This is a genomic window from Solimonas fluminis, assembly GCF_002930645.1.
Taxonomy (GTDB): Bacteria; Pseudomonadota; Gammaproteobacteria; order Nevskiales; family Nevskiaceae; genus Solimonas_A; species Solimonas_A fluminis.
Genome location: NZ_PSNW01000002.1, coordinates 279,580 through 299,629 on the forward strand (window position 1 = coordinate 279,580; position 20,050 = coordinate 299,629).

The 20,050-nt window shown below is 67.0% G+C and carries 16 protein-coding genes; 3 read left to right on the top strand and 13 right to left on the bottom strand.

Annotated features, from left to right (window positions below; translation table 11 throughout):
- Window positions 1-144 precede the first annotated feature (144 nt).
- The 3 genes from C3942_RS05100 to C3942_RS05110 form a co-directional block, all read right to left on the bottom strand.
- A complete protein-coding gene (locus tag C3942_RS05100; RefSeq protein WP_104229281.1) occupies window positions 145-873 on the bottom strand; it encodes an oxygen-binding di-iron domain-containing protein in 729 nt (242 codons plus the stop codon).
- Between the two features lie 87 nt (window positions 874-960).
- Window positions 961-1,806 (bottom strand): phosphatidylinositol-specific phospholipase C/glycerophosphodiester phosphodiesterase family protein, encoded by an 846-nt coding sequence (locus C3942_RS05105; RefSeq protein ID WP_104229282.1) that lies wholly within the window; start codon window positions 1,804-1,806, stop codon window positions 961-963.
- Window positions 1,807-1,927: 121 nt separating this feature from the next.
- Window positions 1,928-2,986, bottom strand: coding sequence for a serine hydrolase domain-containing protein (locus C3942_RS05110; RefSeq protein ID WP_104229283.1), 1,059 nt, complete (start codon window positions 2,984-2,986; stop codon window positions 1,928-1,930).
- A gap of 333 nt (window positions 2,987-3,319) precedes the next feature.
- On the opposite strand from C3942_RS05110, the gene C3942_RS05115 reads away from it, so the two are divergent.
- A complete protein-coding gene (locus C3942_RS05115) occupies window positions 3,320-3,751 on the top strand; it encodes a DUF3617 domain-containing protein (protein WP_243393530.1) in 432 nt (143 codons plus the stop codon).
- 100 nt (window positions 3,752-3,851) lie between these two features.
- Here the strand turns inward: C3942_RS05115 and C3942_RS05120 are convergent, their stop codons facing one another.
- Both C3942_RS05120 and C3942_RS05125 read right to left on the bottom strand, forming a co-directional pair.
- Window positions 3,852-5,537, bottom strand: a complete 1,686-nt coding sequence (locus C3942_RS05120; RefSeq protein WP_104229285.1) for an alkaline phosphatase D family protein — start codon at window positions 5,535-5,537, stop codon at window positions 3,852-3,854.
- Window positions 5,538-5,640: 103 nt separating this feature from the next.
- Window positions 5,641-6,219, bottom strand: a complete 579-nt coding sequence (locus C3942_RS05125; RefSeq protein WP_104229286.1) for a DUF6630 family protein — start codon at window positions 6,217-6,219, stop codon at window positions 5,641-5,643.
- Window positions 6,220-6,440: 221 nt separating this feature from the next.
- Here C3942_RS05125 and C3942_RS05130 point away from each other — a divergent pair, with 221 nt between their 5' ends.
- Both C3942_RS05130 and C3942_RS05135 read left to right on the top strand, forming a co-directional pair.
- The gene (locus C3942_RS05130; protein WP_104229287.1) at window positions 6,441-7,196 is read left to right on the top strand and encodes an SDR family oxidoreductase; all 756 of its coding nucleotides are present in this window, start codon (window positions 6,441-6,443) and stop codon (window positions 7,194-7,196) included.
- Between the two features lie 135 nt (window positions 7,197-7,331).
- Window positions 7,332-7,817 (top strand): RrF2 family transcriptional regulator, encoded by a 486-nt coding sequence (locus tag C3942_RS05135; protein WP_104229288.1) that lies wholly within the window; start codon window positions 7,332-7,334, stop codon window positions 7,815-7,817.
- Between the two features lie 53 nt (window positions 7,818-7,870).
- On the opposite strand, the gene C3942_RS05140 is transcribed toward C3942_RS05135, so the two are convergent.
- The 8 genes from C3942_RS05140 to surE all read right to left on the bottom strand — a co-directional run bounded on the left by C3942_RS05140 (window position 7,871) and on the right by surE (window position 19,730).
- A complete protein-coding gene (locus C3942_RS05140) occupies window positions 7,871-8,551 on the bottom strand; it encodes a hypothetical protein (RefSeq protein ID WP_133164232.1) in 681 nt (226 codons plus the stop codon).
- A 366-nt stretch (window positions 8,552-8,917) separates the two neighbouring features.
- The gene (locus C3942_RS05145; RefSeq protein ID WP_104229290.1) at window positions 8,918-9,526 is read right to left on the bottom strand and encodes a DUF262 domain-containing protein; all 609 of its coding nucleotides are present in this window, start codon (window positions 9,524-9,526) and stop codon (window positions 8,918-8,920) included.
- A gap of 109 nt (window positions 9,527-9,635) precedes the next feature.
- A complete protein-coding gene (locus C3942_RS05150; protein ID WP_104229291.1) occupies window positions 9,636-10,409 on the bottom strand; it encodes a TIR domain-containing protein in 774 nt (257 codons plus the stop codon).
- A gap of 369 nt (window positions 10,410-10,778) precedes the next feature.
- A complete protein-coding gene (locus C3942_RS05155; RefSeq protein WP_104229292.1) occupies window positions 10,779-11,702 on the bottom strand; it encodes a DMT family transporter in 924 nt (307 codons plus the stop codon).
- 236 nt (window positions 11,703-11,938) lie between these two features.
- Complete coding sequence (locus C3942_RS05160; RefSeq protein ID WP_104229293.1) at window positions 11,939-13,345, bottom strand: FAD-dependent oxidoreductase; 1,407 nt, start codon at window positions 13,343-13,345, stop codon at window positions 11,939-11,941.
- A 27-nt stretch (window positions 13,346-13,372) separates the two neighbouring features.
- Window positions 13,373-17,830: a glutamate synthase large subunit gene (gene gltB / locus C3942_RS05165; protein ID WP_104229294.1), complete on the bottom strand. Its 4,458-nt coding sequence runs from the start codon at window positions 17,828-17,830 to the stop codon at window positions 13,373-13,375.
- Window positions 17,831-18,087: 257 nt separating this feature from the next.
- The gene (locus C3942_RS05170; RefSeq protein ID WP_104229295.1) at window positions 18,088-18,726 is read right to left on the bottom strand and encodes a hypothetical protein; all 639 of its coding nucleotides are present in this window, start codon (window positions 18,724-18,726) and stop codon (window positions 18,088-18,090) included.
- Window positions 18,723-19,730, bottom strand: a complete 1,008-nt coding sequence (gene surE / locus C3942_RS05175; RefSeq protein ID WP_207765977.1) for a 5'/3'-nucleotidase SurE — start codon at window positions 19,728-19,730, stop codon at window positions 18,723-18,725. Before surE ends, C3942_RS05170 begins: the two co-directional genes overlap by 4 nt.
- Window positions 19,731-20,050: the final 320 nt, after the last annotated feature.

Below are 20,050 nucleotides of genomic sequence, written 5' to 3' on the forward strand. Positions count from 1 at the left end.
GTCTTTTCAATTCTCTGCTTTCTTCCTCCTCGCCTGATTTGGACGCCGGCTGCGGCCCCGAGTTCCCGGGAATTTCAACGGGATTTTCCGCTGCGGGTCTCGCAGGCCGGTCCCGTTCCAGCCATGGCCCTGCACCGTGGCCGTTCAGGGAGAGACCGAGTCCGCCAGCGCCCGCAGCAGCGCGGCGCCGTCGCCGCGCCAGGCGCTGCCGTGCATGCAGGCGAGCGTCGCGGGCCCGGCCGCGGCCAGCCGCTCCAGCATCCGGCGCGTGTCCGGAGCGTGGGCGTAGTAATCCAGCGGCTGGCGGAAGGCTTCGCTCGGCCCGAGGATATCGGTCTCGACCAGCGGCGGATGCTCCGCGCCGCCCTGCGTGAACAGGTCGCCGCAGAGCAGCGTCCGCGTGCGCTCCTCCATCAGCAGGCCGCACTCCCAGCCGTGCGGCAGGTGCGGCGTGTCGAACCAGCGGACCGCGTGCCGTCCCAGCGACAGCCGCTCGCCGTCGGCCAGCGCCAGGGGCGGCCGGTCCGCGAGGTCGGCGACGGAGGTCATCGCCGCGATGCGCCCACAGAGCGGCGCGGACTGCGGAGCCACGGCCAGCCAGTCGTTGAGCGAGCCGCACTCGTCGGCCTCCACGTGCGAGAACGCGATGTGGCGCAGCCGCTGCAGCGGAAGCACGCTCGCAACCGCCTCGCGCACCAGCGCAAACATCTTCCGCGGGCCGGTATGGAACAGCAGCGCCTCGTCGTCGTCGATGAGGTACTGGTTGAAGGAGAAGCCGAAGCCTCCGGGCAGGTTCACCGGCGTACTGATGCGGTAGATCCCGTCGGCGATTTCATCGACCCGGGTGCCGGACTGCGGATTCGTGATCGCCATCCTGATTCTCCTTCCAGTGCGGCGAATCCAGTATTGCGGCCCCGATGGCCGTTGCGCAACCAGGGCCGGCCGCCGCCACGGCGGCGCTCAACGGCAGGGCGCGCGCTCGAAGAAATCGTGCAGTCCGTCCAGGTCGTCGGTATTGATCCAGTCCACGCCGCTGGCGAGCAGCGTGCACCACAGGCGGTCGCGAGCCTCGCCGGCCGCATCGGGCGTACCCCAGAGGCGCAGCCTGCGGCCCGCGGCATGCGTCCGCCGCACCGCATCGGCCAGCTTGGCGCGCTGGGCTTCGGGAAAGTCGCCATTGCCGTCCCAGCCGAACTCCGTCGCCCAGTTGGCGCTGATCAGCGGCATGAAGGAGGCCGGGGCCGGATCGTCCAGGTCCGCCAGGCGGCCGTCGTAGCCGGAGCGGCGCGTGGCGGCGGTTTCCATCTCCGCGCGCGGGCCGTTGCCCGACACCACCACGTCCACCGCGCCGGCATGCAGGCCGGCAGCGTCATGCCGCGTGAACAGGTCGCCGTACTCCGCGAGCTGGCGTTCCAGCTCCGCCCAGCTGGCCGGCCCCGCGGTCTTCAGGTCCACCAGCAGCTGCAGTCGGCCCTCGTCATGGATGACGCCGCCGTGGGTCGCCGCGTAGTCCTCCAGCGGATCGAGATACAGCGCCCGCAGCGTGCGGCCGGGGCGGATCTCGGCGAGGCTGTGGGCCACCGCCAGGTCGCCCGCCAGCGTGCGGAAGACGTCCGCCTCCACGCTGCCGAAGCCTCGCTCGAGCGCATCCAGCAGGGGCCGTTCGTGCAGGTAATCGTTATGGGCATGCGCGTGCTGCCGCATCGCGGCGGCAGTGCCGCCCGGCGCCGGCACCGGATCCAGCGGCTCGCTGGAAGAACAGGCGGCAAGGAGCAGCAGGGCCGGCAGGGAAAACTTGCGGATCATGATCGGGATCATGGGGAACCTGCGACCACGCTAAGGCAAGCGGATGACGGTCGCATGATGCCACCATGTTCCCCCTGCAGGAGCAGGCAACCCCGGGACGGGAGCAACCCCGCCCGCGGCTTCACTCGCGGTTCAGTTCCGCCAGGACCTTCTCGCGGGCCGCCGTCCACATCGACAGGCCCTTCTCCGGCGTGCCGGTGATCAGCAGCACCGCCGTGTAGTTCTTGCCGTAGTCGATCCACGGCGTGCTGCCCAGCAGGCCCGGGTCGCTGGTCTCGGGTCCGTTGCTGCCCGGGTGGTTGGCCGGCGCGGAAATCCACCAGCCCAGGCTGTAGCCCTCCAGGCGCGCATCCGGCAGCGCGGGCGTGAAGTACACCGGCAGGCCCGAGACCTGGCTCTGGCGCAGGGCCTGTCCCTGGGCCTTCGACAGCAGCGGCGCGCCGCCGCCGAGGATCGCCTGGCTGAACCGGATGTAGTCCGCGGCATTCGAGACGGCGCCGCCGGCCACGCGCGGATTGCTCATCTCGCCGTAGCTGAAGGACGCCATGCCCAGCGGCGCGGCGACACGCTCGCGGAACAGCGTGTTCCAGGATTGCCCCGTCACCTGCTCCGCCACCAGGCCGGCCACCTGGTATCCCGCCGCGCTGTAGCCGAACTGCGTGCCCGGCAGGAAGTCCAGCGGCGCCTGCGCGATCTCCGCCACGCATTGCTGCAGCGTCAGCATGTTCGTCTCGTCCAGGCAGGGCGAGGTCGTCGGCAGCCCGGAGGTATGGTTGAGCAGCATGCGCAGCGTGATGGCGGCCTTGGCCGGCGGCCAGGTGACGGCATCGCCGATGTACTGGCTCACCGGCACATCCAGGTCCACGCGGCCCTCGCGCTCCAGCGTCAGCAGCGCGGCCGCGGCCGGCGCCTTGGCGGCGGAGGCGATGGGAATCGCGGTGTCCAGCGTCATGTCGCCGCCGGCGCGGCTGAACTCGCGGCGCCCGTCCACGTTGAGCACGAAGCTGTAGCCGCGCAGCTGCGTCTCGCTCTCGCCCACGGCGCTGTCGAGCGCCTGGGCCAGTTGCGTCCAGTCGTACTCGCGGTGGCGGTACTCGTCCGAGCCTTCCAGGCTGCAGGCGGACAGCAGCGCGGCCGCGGCCAGGAGGGAGCCGCGTGCGAAATCTCGTACAGATGTCATCGGGTGGAGCCTCCCTGGCGCCGTGTTCCGGTTGCCCGGAGTCTTCCATGACCCCTTGTATCGGGCATTACGGAATGGTGTGGAGTCGTCTCAATGATCGCATGCCCGCACGATAGTTCCGTGCGCGACATCCTGCGGCTCTCCCGGTGCTTCAGGCTCCGCCCGATGCAAGCGCCGCCGGCGGCGGCGACGGAAAGGGCGCACCACGTCACGCTGGCGCCCGGCCGCGGCTGAACGCCGCTTTCTTCTGTGACCGAATCCTCCCTGGCCCAGGCTGCCCGCATGTTCAGATGCGCGGCCCGAGTTCCATTCAACGGAGTGAATGCCGTGTCCATGATCCGCCCTGCCGCCCTCCTGCTGCTCTGCGCCGCCGCGCTGCCCGCCCTGGCGGGCCCCGCCAAGCCCGGCCTCTGGGAAACCAAGACCACCAGCGACGGCGACACCGAGACCGACCGGCACTGCATCAAGGCCAACGACAACTCCTTCGAGGAGTGGCGCGGCCAGATCAACAAGGGCTGCACGGTGACCACGCTGAAGAACACCGCCACCGCGCAGTCCTACGACTACAGCTGCGTCAGCGCCACGCAGAACGGCAAGGGTCATCTGGAGATGGTCTTCAGCAGCCCCACGCAGTACCGCGCCAAGCTCAGCTTCGACGGCAAGCTGATCGCCGGCGGCAAGACCATTCCGATGGCGATGAAGATGGAGCAGGAAGGCCGCTGGGTGTCGGCGGACTGCGGCGCGGCGGAGCCGGACGAGGAGTGATCCGCGCTGCCGCGACAAGCCTGGGCCGCTCCGCTCTGTCCCCTCTCCCGCAACCGGGAGCGGGGACCCTGGCGTTCGGCGGTGCTTCCGGGGCCCTGCGCTAGGCCCGAATCACTCCCGGCTTGCCCGCCTCCACGCGGAAGCTCGCCAGCTCGCTGGACGGATTCGCCAGCGGCAGCTGCGCCAGCATCGCGCGCATCGTCGCCGTGCAGCCGGCCGGCGTGATCTCCAGCTCGATCCAGCCGTTGCGGCTGCCATCCCACAGCGCCAGGTGCGGGTTGTTGGCCAGCACCGTCGATGACTGCAGGAACAGCGTCGCCGGCAGGTTGATGGGCGAGGCGATCGGCGTCGCCGCCGCGCAGCTGGTGATGAACTCGGCGCCCACCGCGGGGCCGTCCGGATAGCCGTCCTGCAGCGTGCCGGCGCCGAAGGCATGCAGGTCGCCGGCCAGCACCACCAGGTCCGGCGTGCCGGCCAGCTCGTGCAGCAGCTCGGTGCGCTCGGCGGTGTAGCCGTCCCAGTGGTCCGTTTCGTAGAGCATCGGCGGCGTCCGCGCCGCGCGGATCGGCGAGAAGGGCACCGGCAGGCCCAGCAGGCGCCACTGCGCGCCGCTGCCGCGCAGCGTGTCCAGCATCCACCGCTTCTGTGCCGCGCCCATCATCGTGCGGCCCTCTTCATGGCGTGCCTCGCACTGCGACTCCTGCACCAGCTGGCGCTCGCCCAGGTTGGCTTCGCCGCAGGGATGCGGGCTGCGGTGCGTGCGCAGTTCCACCATCGCCAGCTCCGCCAGCTTGCCGAAGCGGAAGGAGCGCCAGGCCTGCATCACCTCGGGGAACGGCGCCTCCGGGCGGTAGCCCACCCGCACCGGCAGGTAGCGGTACCAGGCGTCGAAGGCGTCGCGCACGTAGGCGCTCATCGCCGCCGCGTCCTCGTCCAGCGGGTGATCGGGTCCGCGCGGGCGCTCGCCGTCGAAGTACAGGTCGTTGGCGAACTCGTGGTCGTCGAAGGTCGCCAGCAGGGTGTGGCGTTCCAGCAGCGCCTGCAGATGGGTATCGCTGCGGTGCGTGCGGTAGATCGTGAACAGGTCCTCCCGCGTGCTGGCGTAGGACGCGCCCGAGGGCAGGCGGATGACGCGCAGCGGCGCGATGGCACTCTCGTAGATGAAGTCGCCCAGGTGCACGAGATAGTCCGCTTCCACCCCGGCCATCTCGCCGAAGGCATGGAAGAAGGCAAAGGTGTAGTCCTGGCAGCTCGTCACCAGCAGGCGCAGGCGATCCACGGCCTCGTCCGGCCGCGGCAGCGTCCGCAGCCGTCCACCCCGGCTGGACACGCCGGCATGGGCGAAGCGATACCAGTAGAAGCGGTTGGGCTGCAGCAGGCCGTGCGTGTCGAGCTTGATCGTATGATCGTTGCGCGCCGTCAGCGCCGCCGTGCTCATGCGTCCCGCCGCCACCGGCCGGGCGAAGGCCTCGTCCTCCGCGATCTGCCAGAGCAGGTCTTCCCCGGGCTTCATCGCCTCCGGCGCCACGCGGGTCCAGATCACCGCGCCGGCCGGCGTGGGATCGCCGCTGGCCACGGAGGAGGGGAATACCGCCGCGGCATCGCCCGTCCCCGGAGCCGGCAGGGTGACGGAGGACGGCACCGCACCGGGAACCCGCTCGCCGCCGTCCCGCAGCAGCGGCGAGGAGTCGCCGCAACCCGGCAGCATCGCCGTGCCGGTGAGGGCGGCCATGCCCGCGAGCAGGCGGCGGCGGAAAGGATCGCTCGGGGGCGTGCGGCGGGACATGCGGGCTGGCTTCAGGCTGGGATGGCCGCGGAGTGTGGCATAGCCGCCCCTTCAACCTGATGAAGAAATAGGCCTCATCCGCAACCCGGCGCGGCGACGACGATCACGGCGGCGGGCCCTGGAGAATGGTCCGCTTCGAGTCGAAGCAGAGCCTGCTCCATTTCTCATAGGTCCCCAAGCTGACGACGACCGGATAGTAGGCATCCGCGTCCCGGTCGAGGTAGCTCAGCACCAGGCCTCTCGCCCGCACCGCCTGCCTGAGCGGCTCATCCAGTTTCCCGAATGCCTTCCCTCGCCGGGCATCGGCCGCCAGCGACAACAACCTGCTTCGTTCCTCCGGGCTGAACATCTCGGCCCCCGCGTTCCGCAGCAATGGCTGTATCGCGTCGAGGATGCTTTCGGCATCGTCGGCCCAATCGATGAAACCCGCATGGCCGCTGTCCTCCAGCATCTGCTGGAAGATGCCCTGGGCCTTTGCGCCCGGTGTGGGCTTTTTTCCCTCCAGGACCCACAGGGCCTCCGTGCCTGCAGCCTCGCAGGCTTGCTCGAACCGCTCCGGGAAATCGAAGTACTCGCCGGCCTTTTGCGCCAGTGGCTCGCCCGCGATGTCGGACAGGGCTTCAACCAGCAGGGCCCGTGGATCGGATGCCGGACGACCGAGCCCAAAGAGCTTTGCCAACATGAGGGATTCCTGGATAGGACGAGGGGCGGGATTGCCGGCCGGCGGCTCCAAGCCTAGAACCCCGGCCCGCGGCCGTCCAACGGGCAGGGCTTGACTCGGGCCTAATTAAGGATATTATCTATCCTTAAGGATAAAGATTGTCCTTGATTGTCGGCCAGGCTGAAGCCTCGCCCCCTCGGATCACGGCCCGGCAGCGCGGGGCTCTTGCTGGAGAGAACATCATGAAGATCGTCATCATCGGCGGCACCGGCCTGATCGGCTCCGAGCTCGCCCGCCAGCTCCGCGAGGCGGGGCATGAAGTCATCGCCGCCTCGCCGCGCAACGGCGTCAACGCCGTGACCGGCGAAGGCCTGGCGCCCGCACTGCAAGGAGCGCAGGTGGTGGTGGACGTCAGCAACTCGCCGTCCTTCGAGGACCAGGCGGTGCTGGCCTTCTTCCGGGACTCCACCCGCAACCTGCTGGCCGCCGCGAAGATGGCCGGCGTGAAGCACTACGTCGCCCTGTCGGTGGTGGGCACCGAGCGCATGCTGGCCAGCGGCTACTTCCGCGCCAAGATGGCGCAGGAAGAACTGATCCAGGGTGGCGGCCTTCCCTACACCCTGCTGCGTGCCACGCAGTTCTACGAATTCCTCGGCGCCATCGCCTACACCGGCACCGTGGGCGACACCGTGCACCTCAGCTCCGCCGCGCTGCAGCCCGTCGCCGCGGCCGACGTCTCCTCCGCGCTGGCCAGGCTCGCCATGGAGACGCCGCGCAACGCCACGCTGGAAGTGGCCGGCCCCGAGAAGGCGCCGCTGGACCAGTTCGTGCGCCGCTTCATGCAGGCCACCGGCGACACGCGCGCCGTGGTCAGCGGGCCGGCCGAGGGTTATTTCGGCACGCCGCTGACCGACGCGTCCCTGACCCCGGGCGCCGATCCCATCCTGGGCCCCACGCGCTTCGAGGCCTGGCTGGGCAAGGCCGCGAAGGCGGCGTGAATCCCGAACGGTAGCTGAGACCTCCCAAAGTCCGTTCGTGCTGAGCCTGTCGAAGCATGAACGGACTTTTCACCGTCAACCGATCAAGCTCCGCAGTATCCTGTTGAGCGACAAGTTTCCGTTCAAGGATAAAAGATGGTCCTCAAGAGCCAGGTGGAATGGGCCCTGCACTGCTGCGCCATCCTGGCGGGCCTGCCCGCGGGCAAGTACCTGCCGACCAAGGACCTCGCGGAGCTGCACGGCCTGCCCAAGGAATACCTGTCCAAGGCCCTGCAGGGCCTGTCGCAGGCCGGCCTCGTTACCGGCACGCTCGGCCCCAAGGGCGGCTACCGCCTGGCCCGGGCGCCGGCGGAGATCAACTTCCTGGAGATCGTCGAGGCCATCGAGGGCAACCAGTCCACCTTCGTCTGCACCGAGATCCGCAAGAACAACCCCTGCCGCAAGTCCGGCACGCGCGACGGCAAGACCTGCGCGGTGGCGCGCGTGATGTGGAAGGCGGACCAGGCCTGGCGCGCCTCGCTGCGCGAGACCACGCTGGCCGAATTGGTCGGCACGCTGGAACAGGACGTGCCCGCGACGCTGTGGAAGGAAACCTTCGCCTGGGTGACGGCGCGAACCTGAGAGCGGGCGAGCTTCAGAACGGGGACGTGGGCGGCGGCTCCTGCCCTGGGCGCTCAGCGGCGCAGCCCCATCAGCACGGCCTCTTCCGCATCGGCGGCCGCGAGCACCAGCCCTTCGCCGAACTCCAGCAACCCGGGACTCAGGGAGTCCCGCCGATAGAGCGCGAGCCCGCTCATCGAGCGCACCGTCGTCCCGCAGGTTTCGGTGAGTTGCAGGCCGTAGGGGCTGTAGGCCGCGTTGATGATCGACAGGCGCCCGGTGTAGCTGCAGCCGTAGTCGTTGGTCCCGCTGAGCACGCCGGTTTCGGAGATCGTGAAGACGCCTCCTTGCGACCAGCTGCCCGACACCAAGGCCAGGGATGAAGGGGTTTCGTAGCCCGCCGCCAGGTAGTCGAACGAGAAGCTGCCACGCGAGCCCCCTGCCTCGGTGAAGCGGCCCTCCAGGCCGATGCGCTCCTCGGCAGTGCCGCTGAACTGTCCCGTGGTGATGGCCGGGCCTCGCTGCCCCAGCATGTTGAAGGTGCGGTAGTCGCCGCTGAATGCCGCGCCTCGCGCCTGCAGCCTGCCGAGGTAGAGCCGCTCGCTGTCGTCGAGCAGCAGCATCTGCCCGTTCTCCGCGACGATGCCTTCCACAGGGACGCCGGTCTCGGAACCGTCCGGAGTGAGGCGGCCCTCGTAATAGCCGCCGGGAGCCGTGACATCCGATGAGTAGGTGTCGTCCCCGCCGCAAGCCACGAGGCCCGCCCCGAGGCACAAGGAAAAGAGATACCGCGCGCTTCTTTCAAGCATGGAATGCCCTGCCTGCCGGACCACGGAAAGCTGCGGCACATCGAACCACCGCCGCGCTGCAGCCTGCTTTCCCGGCATCGTTGGCGGGTCTGGAACAGACTACGAGCGGCATGGCCGGCCGTCTACCTGATCTGCCTGTTAGGTCGCCAACCGTTGAGATCTCCTCGCCGGTCTCCCAGCCAAGATCGAGGTTTCGCAAACATATGGGCTTAGCAACTCGAGGCGCGGCGTGATGAGGTAATGGGGCGCCGAGGTTTCAGGCGATGGTGGAGTTGGTGCTGGCGGGGGGTGTGAGGCGGAGCTCCTAGATATTTACTCCGACCCCTTTTTCGTTCGCAGCTCCACGGCCTTGAAAGGATAGTGGTGCAGGTCGCGCACCCGGTCGATTGCATCCTCCAGCCGATCCACTTCCTCATCGCTGAGCGGCTGGTTCCGGTGTTCTTTCAATTTCGAAAGGAAGGTTCTGGTGGTCTCCCTGTACGAACGCCAGACTTCCGTGATGTCGGGGATGAACTCCGGGTCTTTTTCGATAGCGGCATCGGTTACTTCAAACCGGCTGTCGGCAGGACGGAAGGCAATGCGCAACTTGCCCTGTGTGTAGTCCTTGCGGAGTACCGATGTGCCTGTGAAAACCGCGAATAGTGAAGTGAGCCTTTGCTGGCCATCGACGATAAGAAGCCTGGGGACTGCGTCCTTGGCACCATCGCCGATCTGTCGAGCACCGACTTCAGCCCCCGTCGCCCAGAACAGCAGGTATCCGACCGGGAATCCCTTGTACATCGAGTCGAGCAGATCCCGGGCCTTGGACGCAGGCCAAACGAAGGGTCTTTGAATGTCGGGCAGTGCTATCTCGCCGCGCCGGATATTTTCGATCAGATTATTGAGCTGATAGGTCGTATCCTTGAACAAGGTCGCCGCCATTCCCGTCTCCCCCTACGTATCGGAGGCCAAAGAGGCCCGCCATGGAATTTCGCGCGCGCGTCTCGCGCCGAGCATGGGGTCTATTTTACTCCGCTCCCTTTTCCATAACTTAGCTTTCTCGGTGGATAACGGCTAGCACCTCGCCAAAAGTTTCTCGAATCCTGCCTTGCGAGAACCTAATTTGCTGTACTCCGGCAATGTTGGAGAACTCCTCGCATCCCTCTTCCAGCACAACAATCGCGCGGCTAAATCCTAGCTTACCTTGGAATAGTCCAACCTCATGAACCACATTTTGGCGAGCAAGCACTTTTCCGCTACTAAGTTCGTCTTCTGCAGTGAGAATTAAAAAAGCAAGATCGCTTCGATCGAGCATTGACTCAAGAACATCTCGGATCGTATGACCCGCCCTAGATCCGATCTCATATGCCTCTACTTCGATTCCATGCTTATCTTGTAAGTGATCTTTTAAGTCTCGCCATTGTGAGGAGCGCCCATGACCCAAGAACACAACCAAACCCTCTTTACTTTCTTTCTCTTGAGGAACTGGAGAATTACGATCTAGCCAATTCGCGAAAATTGCGTGGATATCTTCTATCGGGGGGCGAGAGTCAAAAGAAATGGATACTATGGATATTGCTTGGAAAAAGAACAGCTGGAAACTAGGTCCATCAAAGCCAATGTGCATCGAGGCTTGAATGCAAGCATCCTTTCGATACTCAGCTAAAAACTCTTCTTCTGAGGCAAACTGCCATGTAGTTGGGCCCTCTTTAACTTCGAGGGTTATCGTTACGGGAGGCTTCGGACACTTAGATTTGAAGTCCTTCAATGCCGCCGATATGACTTCGGCCGGAAACTTCGCCTTATAGTTATGCTGCTTTCTCATAGATTTAAGAAAATGGTTCGAGCGAGATCGGATCTGCTTCTACTCAATACCCCCTTTTTTCAGCAAGTGTAGGGTGGGGAAAAGCGCAGCATGCGCCTCGAACAAACCCTAAAAAGGTGGGCTAAAAAAATCCACCCTACGCTTGCTTTCAGCCTGCTCGTCGGCGAATGATGCTGTGCGGAACTTGTTGTAAACAATCCAGACAGGATTACTATTGTCTCTTGCCACGACTACCCCCTGCGGTCGCGTGCTATGAAGCATCAGTAGCGGCGCTCTCGGCACCCCAGACACCTTTGCGCTCTTTACCGCCATCATGCGATAACGAACCTAAGCGCGCGACCTGACGACGACGTCAGGTCGCACGCCTGGCTATGCGCGCAGCCTCGCCCACCCCGACACCCGCGTCGCCGCCCCGATCAGCGCCCCCAGCGTCACCAACGCAATCCCCACCCCCAGCAGCGGCGTCAGCGCCTCGCCCAGCACCGGCCAGGCCAGTAGCGCGGACAGCGCCGGTACCGTGGCCATCACCGCCGCGAGCCGCGTCGGCCCCAGCTCCGCCACCGCTCGCGTGTAGAGCACCATCGCGATGATCACCACCATCACGCCCTGGTAGCCGGCCTGCAGCAGGATCTCGTGCCAGGGCGCCACGGCGATGTGCTTGGGCAGGAACAGCAGGTAGATCGGCAGGAAGATCACGGCGGAGGTCACGGACATGCCGGCGGCGGCGTCCCAGGGCTTCACCTGCCAGCGGCGCACCAGGATCGTGAAGACGCACCAGCTGGTGCTGGCGCTGACGAACAAGAGATCGCCGATCCAGCTGTTGCCGGCAAAGCCGTGGCTGAAGGTCTGCGCCGCCATGCAGGCGACGCCGGCACCGATCACCAGCAGCGCGATTTGCTTCTGCGTGCTCGGCCGCTCGCCCAGGAAGATCCAGGCGAGGATCGCGGTGAGGAAGGGCATCATGCCGCTGAGCAGGATGGAGCCGTGCGCGGCGGGGGCGAAGTAGAAGCCGCTGTAGCAGAGCAGGGCGTAGCCCAGGCCGCCGGTCAGCGTGCAGGCCAGCAGGCGGCGGATGTTCTTCAGCGAGCCCAGGCCCTTCATCAGCAGCAGGGGCGACAGCAGCACGGCGGCCACGCCGAAGCGCAGGGCGGTGACGTCGAAGGCGGTGAGCGTGCCCTTGCCGGCCATGCGCGAGACCAGCACGAAGCCGGTCCAGATGGCGACGGTGAGCGCGGCGAAGAGGTAGCCGCGGCGGAGGTGTTCGGAGGAGTCTGTTGTCGTTTCGGTGTTCATGTTTCTGCTTGCTCGCTCAGTAGCGTCCCTCGATACGCACGCTCGCTTCGCTCACGAGGCTACTCGGGATGAGCGGTTTGTTCGATGCGCCTTGCTTCAATCTGTTCGAGGTGTGCTCCGTCCTTGGTGCTTCCTCTCTCCTTGGGAGAGGGAAGTGAATTCGTTTCGGCCATAAAAAATCCGGGGCCGCTTGCGCTGACCCCGGATTGGATTGCAGCCACTTTGTCGCTGCGGGATCAGACGCCCAGGTAGTCGAGAATGCCCTCGGCAGCCTGGCGGCCTTCGTAGACGGCGGTGACGACGAGGTCGGAACCACGCACCATGTCGCCGCCCGCGAAGACTTTCGGGTTGGCGGTCTGGAAGCGCTTCTTCTCGCTGGTGTCGACGCGGCCGTCGGCCTGCAGCTTGATGTCGTGCTGGCTGAACCAGTCGGCCGGGCTCGGGCGGAAGCCGAAGGCGATCACCACGCGGTCGGCGGGGATGATCTGCTCGGAGCCGGGCACCACTTCCGGCTTGCGGCGGCCGCGCGCGTCGGGGGCGCCGAGACGGGTCTCGACCACCTTCACGCCTTCCACCTTGTCCTTGCCCACGATCTCGACCGGCGAGCGGTTGAAGACGAACTTCACGCCTTCTTCCTTGGCGTTGCTGACTTCGCGCTTGGAGCCGGGCATGTTGGCCTCGTCGCGGCGGTAGACGCAGGTGACGCTGCTGGCCTGCTGGCGCGCGGAGGTGCGCACGCAGTCCATCGCGGTGTCGCCGCCGCCGAGCACGACCACCTTCTGGCCGGCCATGTCGACGAAGTCGGCCGGGTTCTTCTCCCAGCTCATCACGCGATTGATGTTGCTCACCAGGAAGGGCAGGGCCTCATGCACGCCCGGCAGGTTCTCGCCGGGGAACTCGCCCTTCATGTAGGTGTAGGTGCCCATGCCGAGGAATACGGCGTCGTACTCGTCCAGCAGCGACTGGAAGGCCACGTCCTTGCCGATCTCGGTGTTCATGCGGAACTCGATGCCCATGCCTTCGAAAATCTCGCGGCGGCGGAGCATCACTTCCTTTTCCAGCTTGAACGGAGGAATGCCGAAGGTCAGCAGGCCGCCGATCTCGTTGTACTTGTCGTACACCACGGCCTTCACGCCGTTGCGAGCGAGGATGTCGGCGGCGCCCAGGCCCGCCGGGCCGGCGCCGACGATGGCGACGCGCTTGCCGGTGGGCACCACGCCGGACATGTCCGGACGCCAGCCCTGCTTGAAGGCTTCATCGGAGATGTACTTCTCGATGTTGCCGATGGTCACGGCGCCGAAGCCGTCGTTGAGCGTGCAGGCGCCTTCGCAGAGGCGGTCCTGCGGGCAGACGCGGCCGCAGACTTCCGGCAGCGAGTTGGTCTTGTGCGAGAGCTCGGCGGCCTGGAAGAGGTTGCCCTCGTTCACCAGCTTCAGCCAGTTGGGGATGAAGTTGTGGACCGGGCACTTCCACTCGCAGTAGGGGTTGCCGCATTCCAGGCAGCGCCCGGCCTGCGTGCCGGCCTGCTCCTGCGGGAACTGACCGTAGATCTCGCGCCAGTCGTGCAGGCGCACTTCCGCAGGCACCTTCTTCGGGTCCTGGCGCCCGATCTCGATGAACTGCATGACGTTCTTCTTTGCCATCTTGATATCCCTGGGTCGCGGGGCTTGTTAAGCCGCGGCCTTGATTGCAACGAGCAGCGAGCCGATGTCGGCCGCCTTGGGCTTCACCAGCCAGAACTTGCCGACGAAATCGCGCCAGTCGTCGAGGATCTGCTGGCCCCAGGCGGAGCCGGTGGCGTTGACGTGTTCCTGGATCAGCGAGCGCAGGTAGTGCTGGTGCGCTTCCATGTGCTCGGCCACGATGCGGGTGGTGTCGATCAGCTCGTGGTTGTAGCGGTCCACGAAGCTGCGCGACTCGTCCAGCACGTAGGCGAAGCCGCCGGTCATGCCGGCGCCGAAGTTCACGCCGCACTCGCCGAGGATCACCGCCGCGCCGCCGGTCATGTATTCGCAGCCATGGTCGCCGCAGCCTTCCACCACGGTCAGCGCGCCGGAGTTGCGCACGCCGAAGCGCTCGCCCGCGGTGCCCGCGGCGAACAGCGCGCCGCCGGTGGCGCCGTAGAGGCAGGTGTTGCCGATGATGGCGGTCTCGTTGCTCTTGAAGCGGCTGCCCTTGGGCGGCTTGATCACGATGCGGCCACCGGCCATGCCCTTGCCGACGTAGTCGTTGGCGTCGCCTTCCAGCTCCAGGTGCAGGCCGCCGGCGTTCCACACGCCGAAGGACTGGCCGGCGGTGCCGGTCAGGCGGATGGTGATGGGCGCGTCGGACATGCCGAGGTTGCCGTGGCGCTTGGCGATCTCGCCGGAGAGGCGCGCGCCGATCGAGCGGTGCACGTTCTGCACGCTGTATTCGAACACGCCGCCGCTCTTGTTCTCGATGGCGGAGAGCGCGTCGGCCACCATGTGCTCGGCCAGCTCGCCCTTGTCGTGCGGCGGGTTGGCGGAGATGCAGCTGTGGCCCGACTCGTGCGCCATGCCGGAGGCGGAGAGGATCGGCGACAGGTCGAGGTTGTTCTGCTTGTCGCTCTCGCCCGCGGAGATCTCCATCAGGTCGGTGCGGCCGATCAGCTCGGCCAGCGAGCGCACGCCGATGGCGGCCAGCCACTCGCGGGTTTCCTCGGCCACGAAGCGGAAATAGTTCATCACCATTTCCGGCAGGCCGATGAAGTGCGACAGGCGCAGCACCTTGTCCTGGGTGGCTACGCCGGTGGCGCAGTTGTTCAGGTGGCAGATGCGCAGGTACTTGCAGCCCAGCGCCACCATCGGCGCGGTGCCGAAGCCGAAGCTCTCGGCGCCGAGCACGGCGGCCTTGACCACGTCGAGGCCGGTCTTGAGGCCGCCGTCGGTCTGCACGCGGACCTTCTCGCGCAGGCCGTTCATGCGCAGGGTCTGGTGGGTCTCGGACAGGCCGAGCTCCCACGGGGTGCCCGCGTACTTCACCGAGGTGATCGGCGAGGCGCCGGTGCCGCCGTCGTAGCCGGAGATGGTGATGAGGTCGGCATAGGCCTTGGCCACGCCGGCCGCGATGGTGCCCACGCCCGGGCCGGACACCAGCTTCACCGACACCAGCGCCGCCGGGTTGACCTGCTTGAGGTCGAAGATCAGCTGCGCGAGGTCTTCGATGGAGTAGATGTCGTGGTGCGGCGGCGGCGAGATCAGCGCGACGCCGGGCTTGGCGTAGCGCAGGCCGGCGATCTGCTCGTTGACCTTGTCGCCGGGCAGCTGGCCGCCTTCGCCGGGCTTGGCGCCCTGCGCGACCTTGATCTGCAGCACCTCGGCGCTGGAGAGATACGCCGGGGTCACGCCGAAGCGGCCGGAAGCCACCTGCTTGATCTTGGAGTTCTTCTCGGTGCCGTAGCGCCGCGGGTCTTCGCCGCCTTCACCGGAGTTGGAGCGGCCGCCCAGGCGGTTCATCGCGGTGGCCAGGGCCTCGTGGGCCTCCGGCGACAGCGCGCCCAGCGACATGCCGGCGGAGTCGAAGCGCTTGAGGATGGCCTCGGCGGACTCGACCTGGTCGATGCTGATCGGCTTGATGTCGGCGCGGAACTTCAGCAGGTCGCGGAACATCGCCACGGGGCGGTGGTTCACCAGCTCCGCGAATTCCTTGTACTTGCCGTAGTCGCCCGACTGCACGGCGGCGTGCAGGGTGTTGATGATGTCCGGGTTGTAGGCGTGGTACTCGCCGTTGTGCACGTACTTGAGCAGGCCGCCCTGGTCGAGCTGCTTGCGCGGGTTCCAGGCCACGGCGGCCAGCGCGGCCTGCTCGGCCTGCAGATCGGCGAAGCGTGCGCCCTGGATGCGGTTGACGGTGCCCTCGAAGCAGAGCTCCACCACCTCGTCGTGCAGGCCCACGGTCTCGAACAGCTGCGCGCCGCGGTAGCTGGCGATGGTGCTGATGCCCATCTTCGAGATGATCTTGTACAGGCCCTTGTTGATGCCCTTGCGGTAGGCCTGCGCCAGGTACGGCAGCTCCTTGCCCTTGATCTCGCCGCGCTCGGCCATGTCGTAGAGGCTGGCGTAGGCGAGGTAGGGGTAGATCACCGAGGCGCCGTAGCCGAGGAGGCAGGCGAACTGGTGCGGGTCGCGCGCGGTGGCGGTCTCCACCACGATGTTGCAGTCGGCGCGCAGGCCCTCGACGGTGAGGCGGTGATGCACCGCGCCCACGGCGAGCAGCGCGTGCACCGGCAGCTTGCCCTTGACGATGGCGCGGTCGGACAGCACCAGGATGACCTTGCCGCCCTGGGCCGCTTCCACGGCCTGGTCGCAGACGCGGCGCACCGCGTCCTCGAGGCCCAGGGCCGGGTCGTAGTTCAGGTCGATGACGACGTTGGGGTAGCCCTGGTCGTGCAGCGACAGCAGCTTGCGGTACTTGGTCTCGCTGAGCACCGGCGAGTCCACCAGCAGGCGCGCGGCGCGCTCCGGGGTTTCCTCGAACATGCTGTGCTCGGCGCCGAGCGAGCACTCCAGCGACATCACGATCTGCTCGCGCAGCGGGTCGATCGGCGGGTTGGTCACCTGCGCGAACTGCTGGCGGAAGTAGTCGTACAGCGAGCGTTCCTTCTGCGACAGCACCGCGAACGGGGTGTCGTCGCCCATGGAGCCCACGGTTTCCTGGCCGCTCTCGGCCAGCACGCGCAGCACCTGGTCGCGCTCTTCATAGGAGAGCCCGAACAGCTTCTGGTAGACGCCCACCTGGTCGGCGGGCAGCTTCTCGAGCTTGCCGGCGTCGTCGATCAGCACGGCTTCCAGGCGCTTGATGCCCTGCTTGAGCCACTGCTTGTACGGGCGGCGGCCGGCGAGCATGCGGTCGATGTCGGCCGGGCGCAGCAGGCTGCCGCTCTCGGTATCCACGGCCAGGATCTGGCCGGGGCGCAGGCGGCCCTTCTCCAGCACGCTCTCCGGCGGGTAGTCGTACACGCCGATCTCGGAGGCGATGGTCAACACGCGGTTGCGGGTGATGACATAGCGGGTCGGGCGCAGGCCGTTGCGGTCGGTGGCGCAGGCGGCGTAGCGGCCGTCGGTCAGCACGATGCCGGCCGGGCCGTCCCAGGGCTCCATCTGCAGCGAGTTGTACTCGTAGAACGCGCGCAGGTCGGCGTCCAGGTTCTCCACGTTCTGCCAGGCGGGCGGGATCAGCGCGCGCATCGCCTGGAACAAGTCCATGCCGCCGGCCAGCAGCACTTCCAGCATGTTGTCGAGCGACTGCGAGTCGGAGCCGTCCAGGGTCACCAGCGGGGCGATCTCGGAGATGTCCGGCAGGTTGGCGCACTGGTACTTCCTGGCGCGCGCCAGCGCCCACTTGCGGTTGCCGGCGACGGTGTTGATCTCGCCGTTGTGCGCCAGGAAGCGGAACGGCTGCGCCAGCCGCCACTTGGGCATGGTGTTGGTGGAGAAGCGCTGGTGGAACACGCAGAGCGAGCTCTCCAGGTCCTCGTCGCTGAGGTCCACGTAGAACACCGGCAGGTACGAGGGCATCACCAGGCCCTTGAACACCAGCACGCGCGACGACAGCGAGGTGATGTAGAAGTCGGTGTCGCCCGCGGCGTCGATCGCCTTCTCGGCGCGGCGGCGCGCCTTGAACAGGGCGATGTCGAAGTTGGCGCTGTCCTTGCCGGCGGTGATGAACACCTGCTCCACCTGGGGCAGGGTGCGCAGCGCTTCGGCGCCGCAGGCTTCCGGGTTCACCGGCACCTTGCGCCAGCCGGCCAGCACCAGGCCGTTGGCCGCGCAGGCCTCGGCCATCAGCTCGCGCGCACGCGCGGCCACCGCCTCGTTGGTGGACAGGAAGACGTTGCCGGCGGCGTAGGGCGCGCGCGGGTCGAGCTTGATGCCGGCTTCCTTGGCCTTCATGCGCAGGAAGCGGTCCGGCTTCTTCATCAGCAGGCCGCAGCCGTCGCCGGTCTTGCCGTCGGCGGCGATGGCGCCGCGGTGGGTCATGCGCGCCAGGGCACCAATGGCCGTCTCAACCACCCAATGGGAGGGCTGATCGTCCATCTGCACGATGAGCCCGAAGCCGCAGCTGTCGCGCTCGAATTCCGGGCGGTAAAGCCCTTGCTGGGTTGTCATGACCTTATCTACCTTGCGTTTGATTGCAGCTTTCCAACGGCGACACGTCTCCCGGGCCTGCGGTTTGGCGCGGCCTGCGGACACTTTGCGGGTGACCAGACGGGGGGCGAATCGCTGCGGTGCAACATTCCATTATAAGAATGGATCGCGGAGCGTCAATCACAGGTCCGGACGGGCAGCCTTTTCATGAAAGGGTCTTGCCCCATTCAGAAAAAAAGCCCGGCAAAGCCGGGCTCAATGAGCAAGATCGGGGCCAATTAGCGCGCGAAGGCGTAGAAATCCAGTATTTTGGCTGTGTCGTGTAAAACCACCCGGAATCGGGCGTTTTCGGCGTCCGGATCGGCGAAGGCCAGGCCCTGATAGTTTCCGGCCAGGGCCGCGCAGCCGGCGACGCTTGCCTGTACCGGCAAGGCTCCGCCATAGGCCTTGCCGCTGTCGACGCGCCCGGTCAAGGCGCACTCTCCGGCGCCGGCCGTGATCGTGCCGTCGGCCGCCACCGTGAAGCGGGCGGGCGCACCGCCGATCAGGGCGTCGTAGCTGCCCGCCGCGGCCGGTGCCGCGGCCGCCGCCTGCGGCTCGTCCAGTTGCGCCGCCAGCGTCATCGGCGCCGTGGCCGCCGGCACGCGGCGCCAGGCCTTGCCGCTGCCGTCGCGGACATAGACCACCGCGGCCGCGCTGTCGGACTCCGGCGCCAGCAGCACGAAGCCGCGTCCGTCCGCCGCCGCGAAACCCCAGCCGGAGGCGCCGGCCGCGTCGCCGGACAGGCGCAGCGCATGCGCGCCGCTGGACAGCGCCGGCAGCTCCAGCCGGGGCCCGGGATTCTCCTTCTTGTCGTCGTCGCAACCGGCCAGGGCCAGCGCGGCGGCGAGCAGCGTCACCGCGAGGCGGGCGCTCACGGTGCCGCACCCAGCAGGTCGCGCAGCTGGATCTTCACCCGCTCCTCGTTGCTGCGGCGGCCCTGCGGCACGCCCTCGACCACCGTCACCGGGATCGCGTGGTCCTTCATCACGTTGAACTCGGACAGCTCGCTGTCGTCCTGCGCGATCACCACGCCCGCCGGCGGGGCGATGACATCGTTGGCGAAGGAAATGCCCGGGTAGGCCACGCCCGCGCCATAGCCCACGGCCACCGGGCTGTCCGACAGCTTTTCGTAGAACACCGGCTGGTACTCGGTGGCCTTGCCCATGCGCGCGAAGCGGAAGGGCAGGGTAGCGGCCTGGCCGGCGGTGACCTTGGGGATGTTGATGTTGAGGCCCACGCCCGGCGGCAGCAGCGGCTGGCCCTCGGCGCGCTTGTCCTCCAGCTCCTCGATGAGCTTCACCACCACGTCGGCGATCTCGTACTCGAGCGCGCCTTCCGCCAGCGCCGTGTGAGCGCGCGCCTCCGTGCCCTCGTAGCTCGCGGCGATGGCCGGGATGCCGCGGTTCACCGCGTAGAGCAGGTTGTTGACCGTGCCGGAGCTGTTGTTGATCAGCCCGGTGTTGTTGCCTTCGTTGAAGCCCGACACCACCAGGTCCGGCTGCTGGCCCCAGCGCTTCACCGCCACCACGTCGAGCCCGTGCAGCATCGACATCACCGGCGTGCCGTCCACGTAGTACACGTCGGCATCGCCCGGATCCTTGCCCACGCCCGGCGAGCCCGCCGCGACGCTGCCATGGCGGCTGGCCTTGGCCATCGGCGTCACCGGCACCAGGAAGTTCATCGAGCCGCCGCGGCCGCTGTTGTTCTGCGTGGGCGCCGACACGACCACGTCGTGTCCGGCAGCCTTCAGCCGCTGGTACAGGGCGCGGATGTTCGCCGTTTCGAAGCCGTCGTCATTGGACAGCACGATGTTCAGGGCCTGCGCCGGCGCCGCCAGCGCCGTGAGCCCCAGCATCAAGAGCAGGTGTGTCGCTTTCATTTGTAGTGGTCTCCTCATGCGCGAATTGCGCTTCGGGAGACTAGGAAACCGGCGACGGCGGCCGACAACCCCGTCCGGATATCTGCAAACGGACTATATCTGACCGAACGGTTAGATAATTATTCTGTGCTTTCACGCGCTTGGTCCAAACCCCTACGGGATCAGGACCAGCGCGCCCTCGATACGCCGCTGCGCGGCGCTCGGGAGGAACGGGTCGGGGGAAGCGCGGAGCCGTCGGGAGCGCGGGAGGGTTCAGGGGAAGGCCGTCGGTGGAACGATCCTCCATTCCGTTCACACCGAGTGCCGCGCAGCGGCGTATC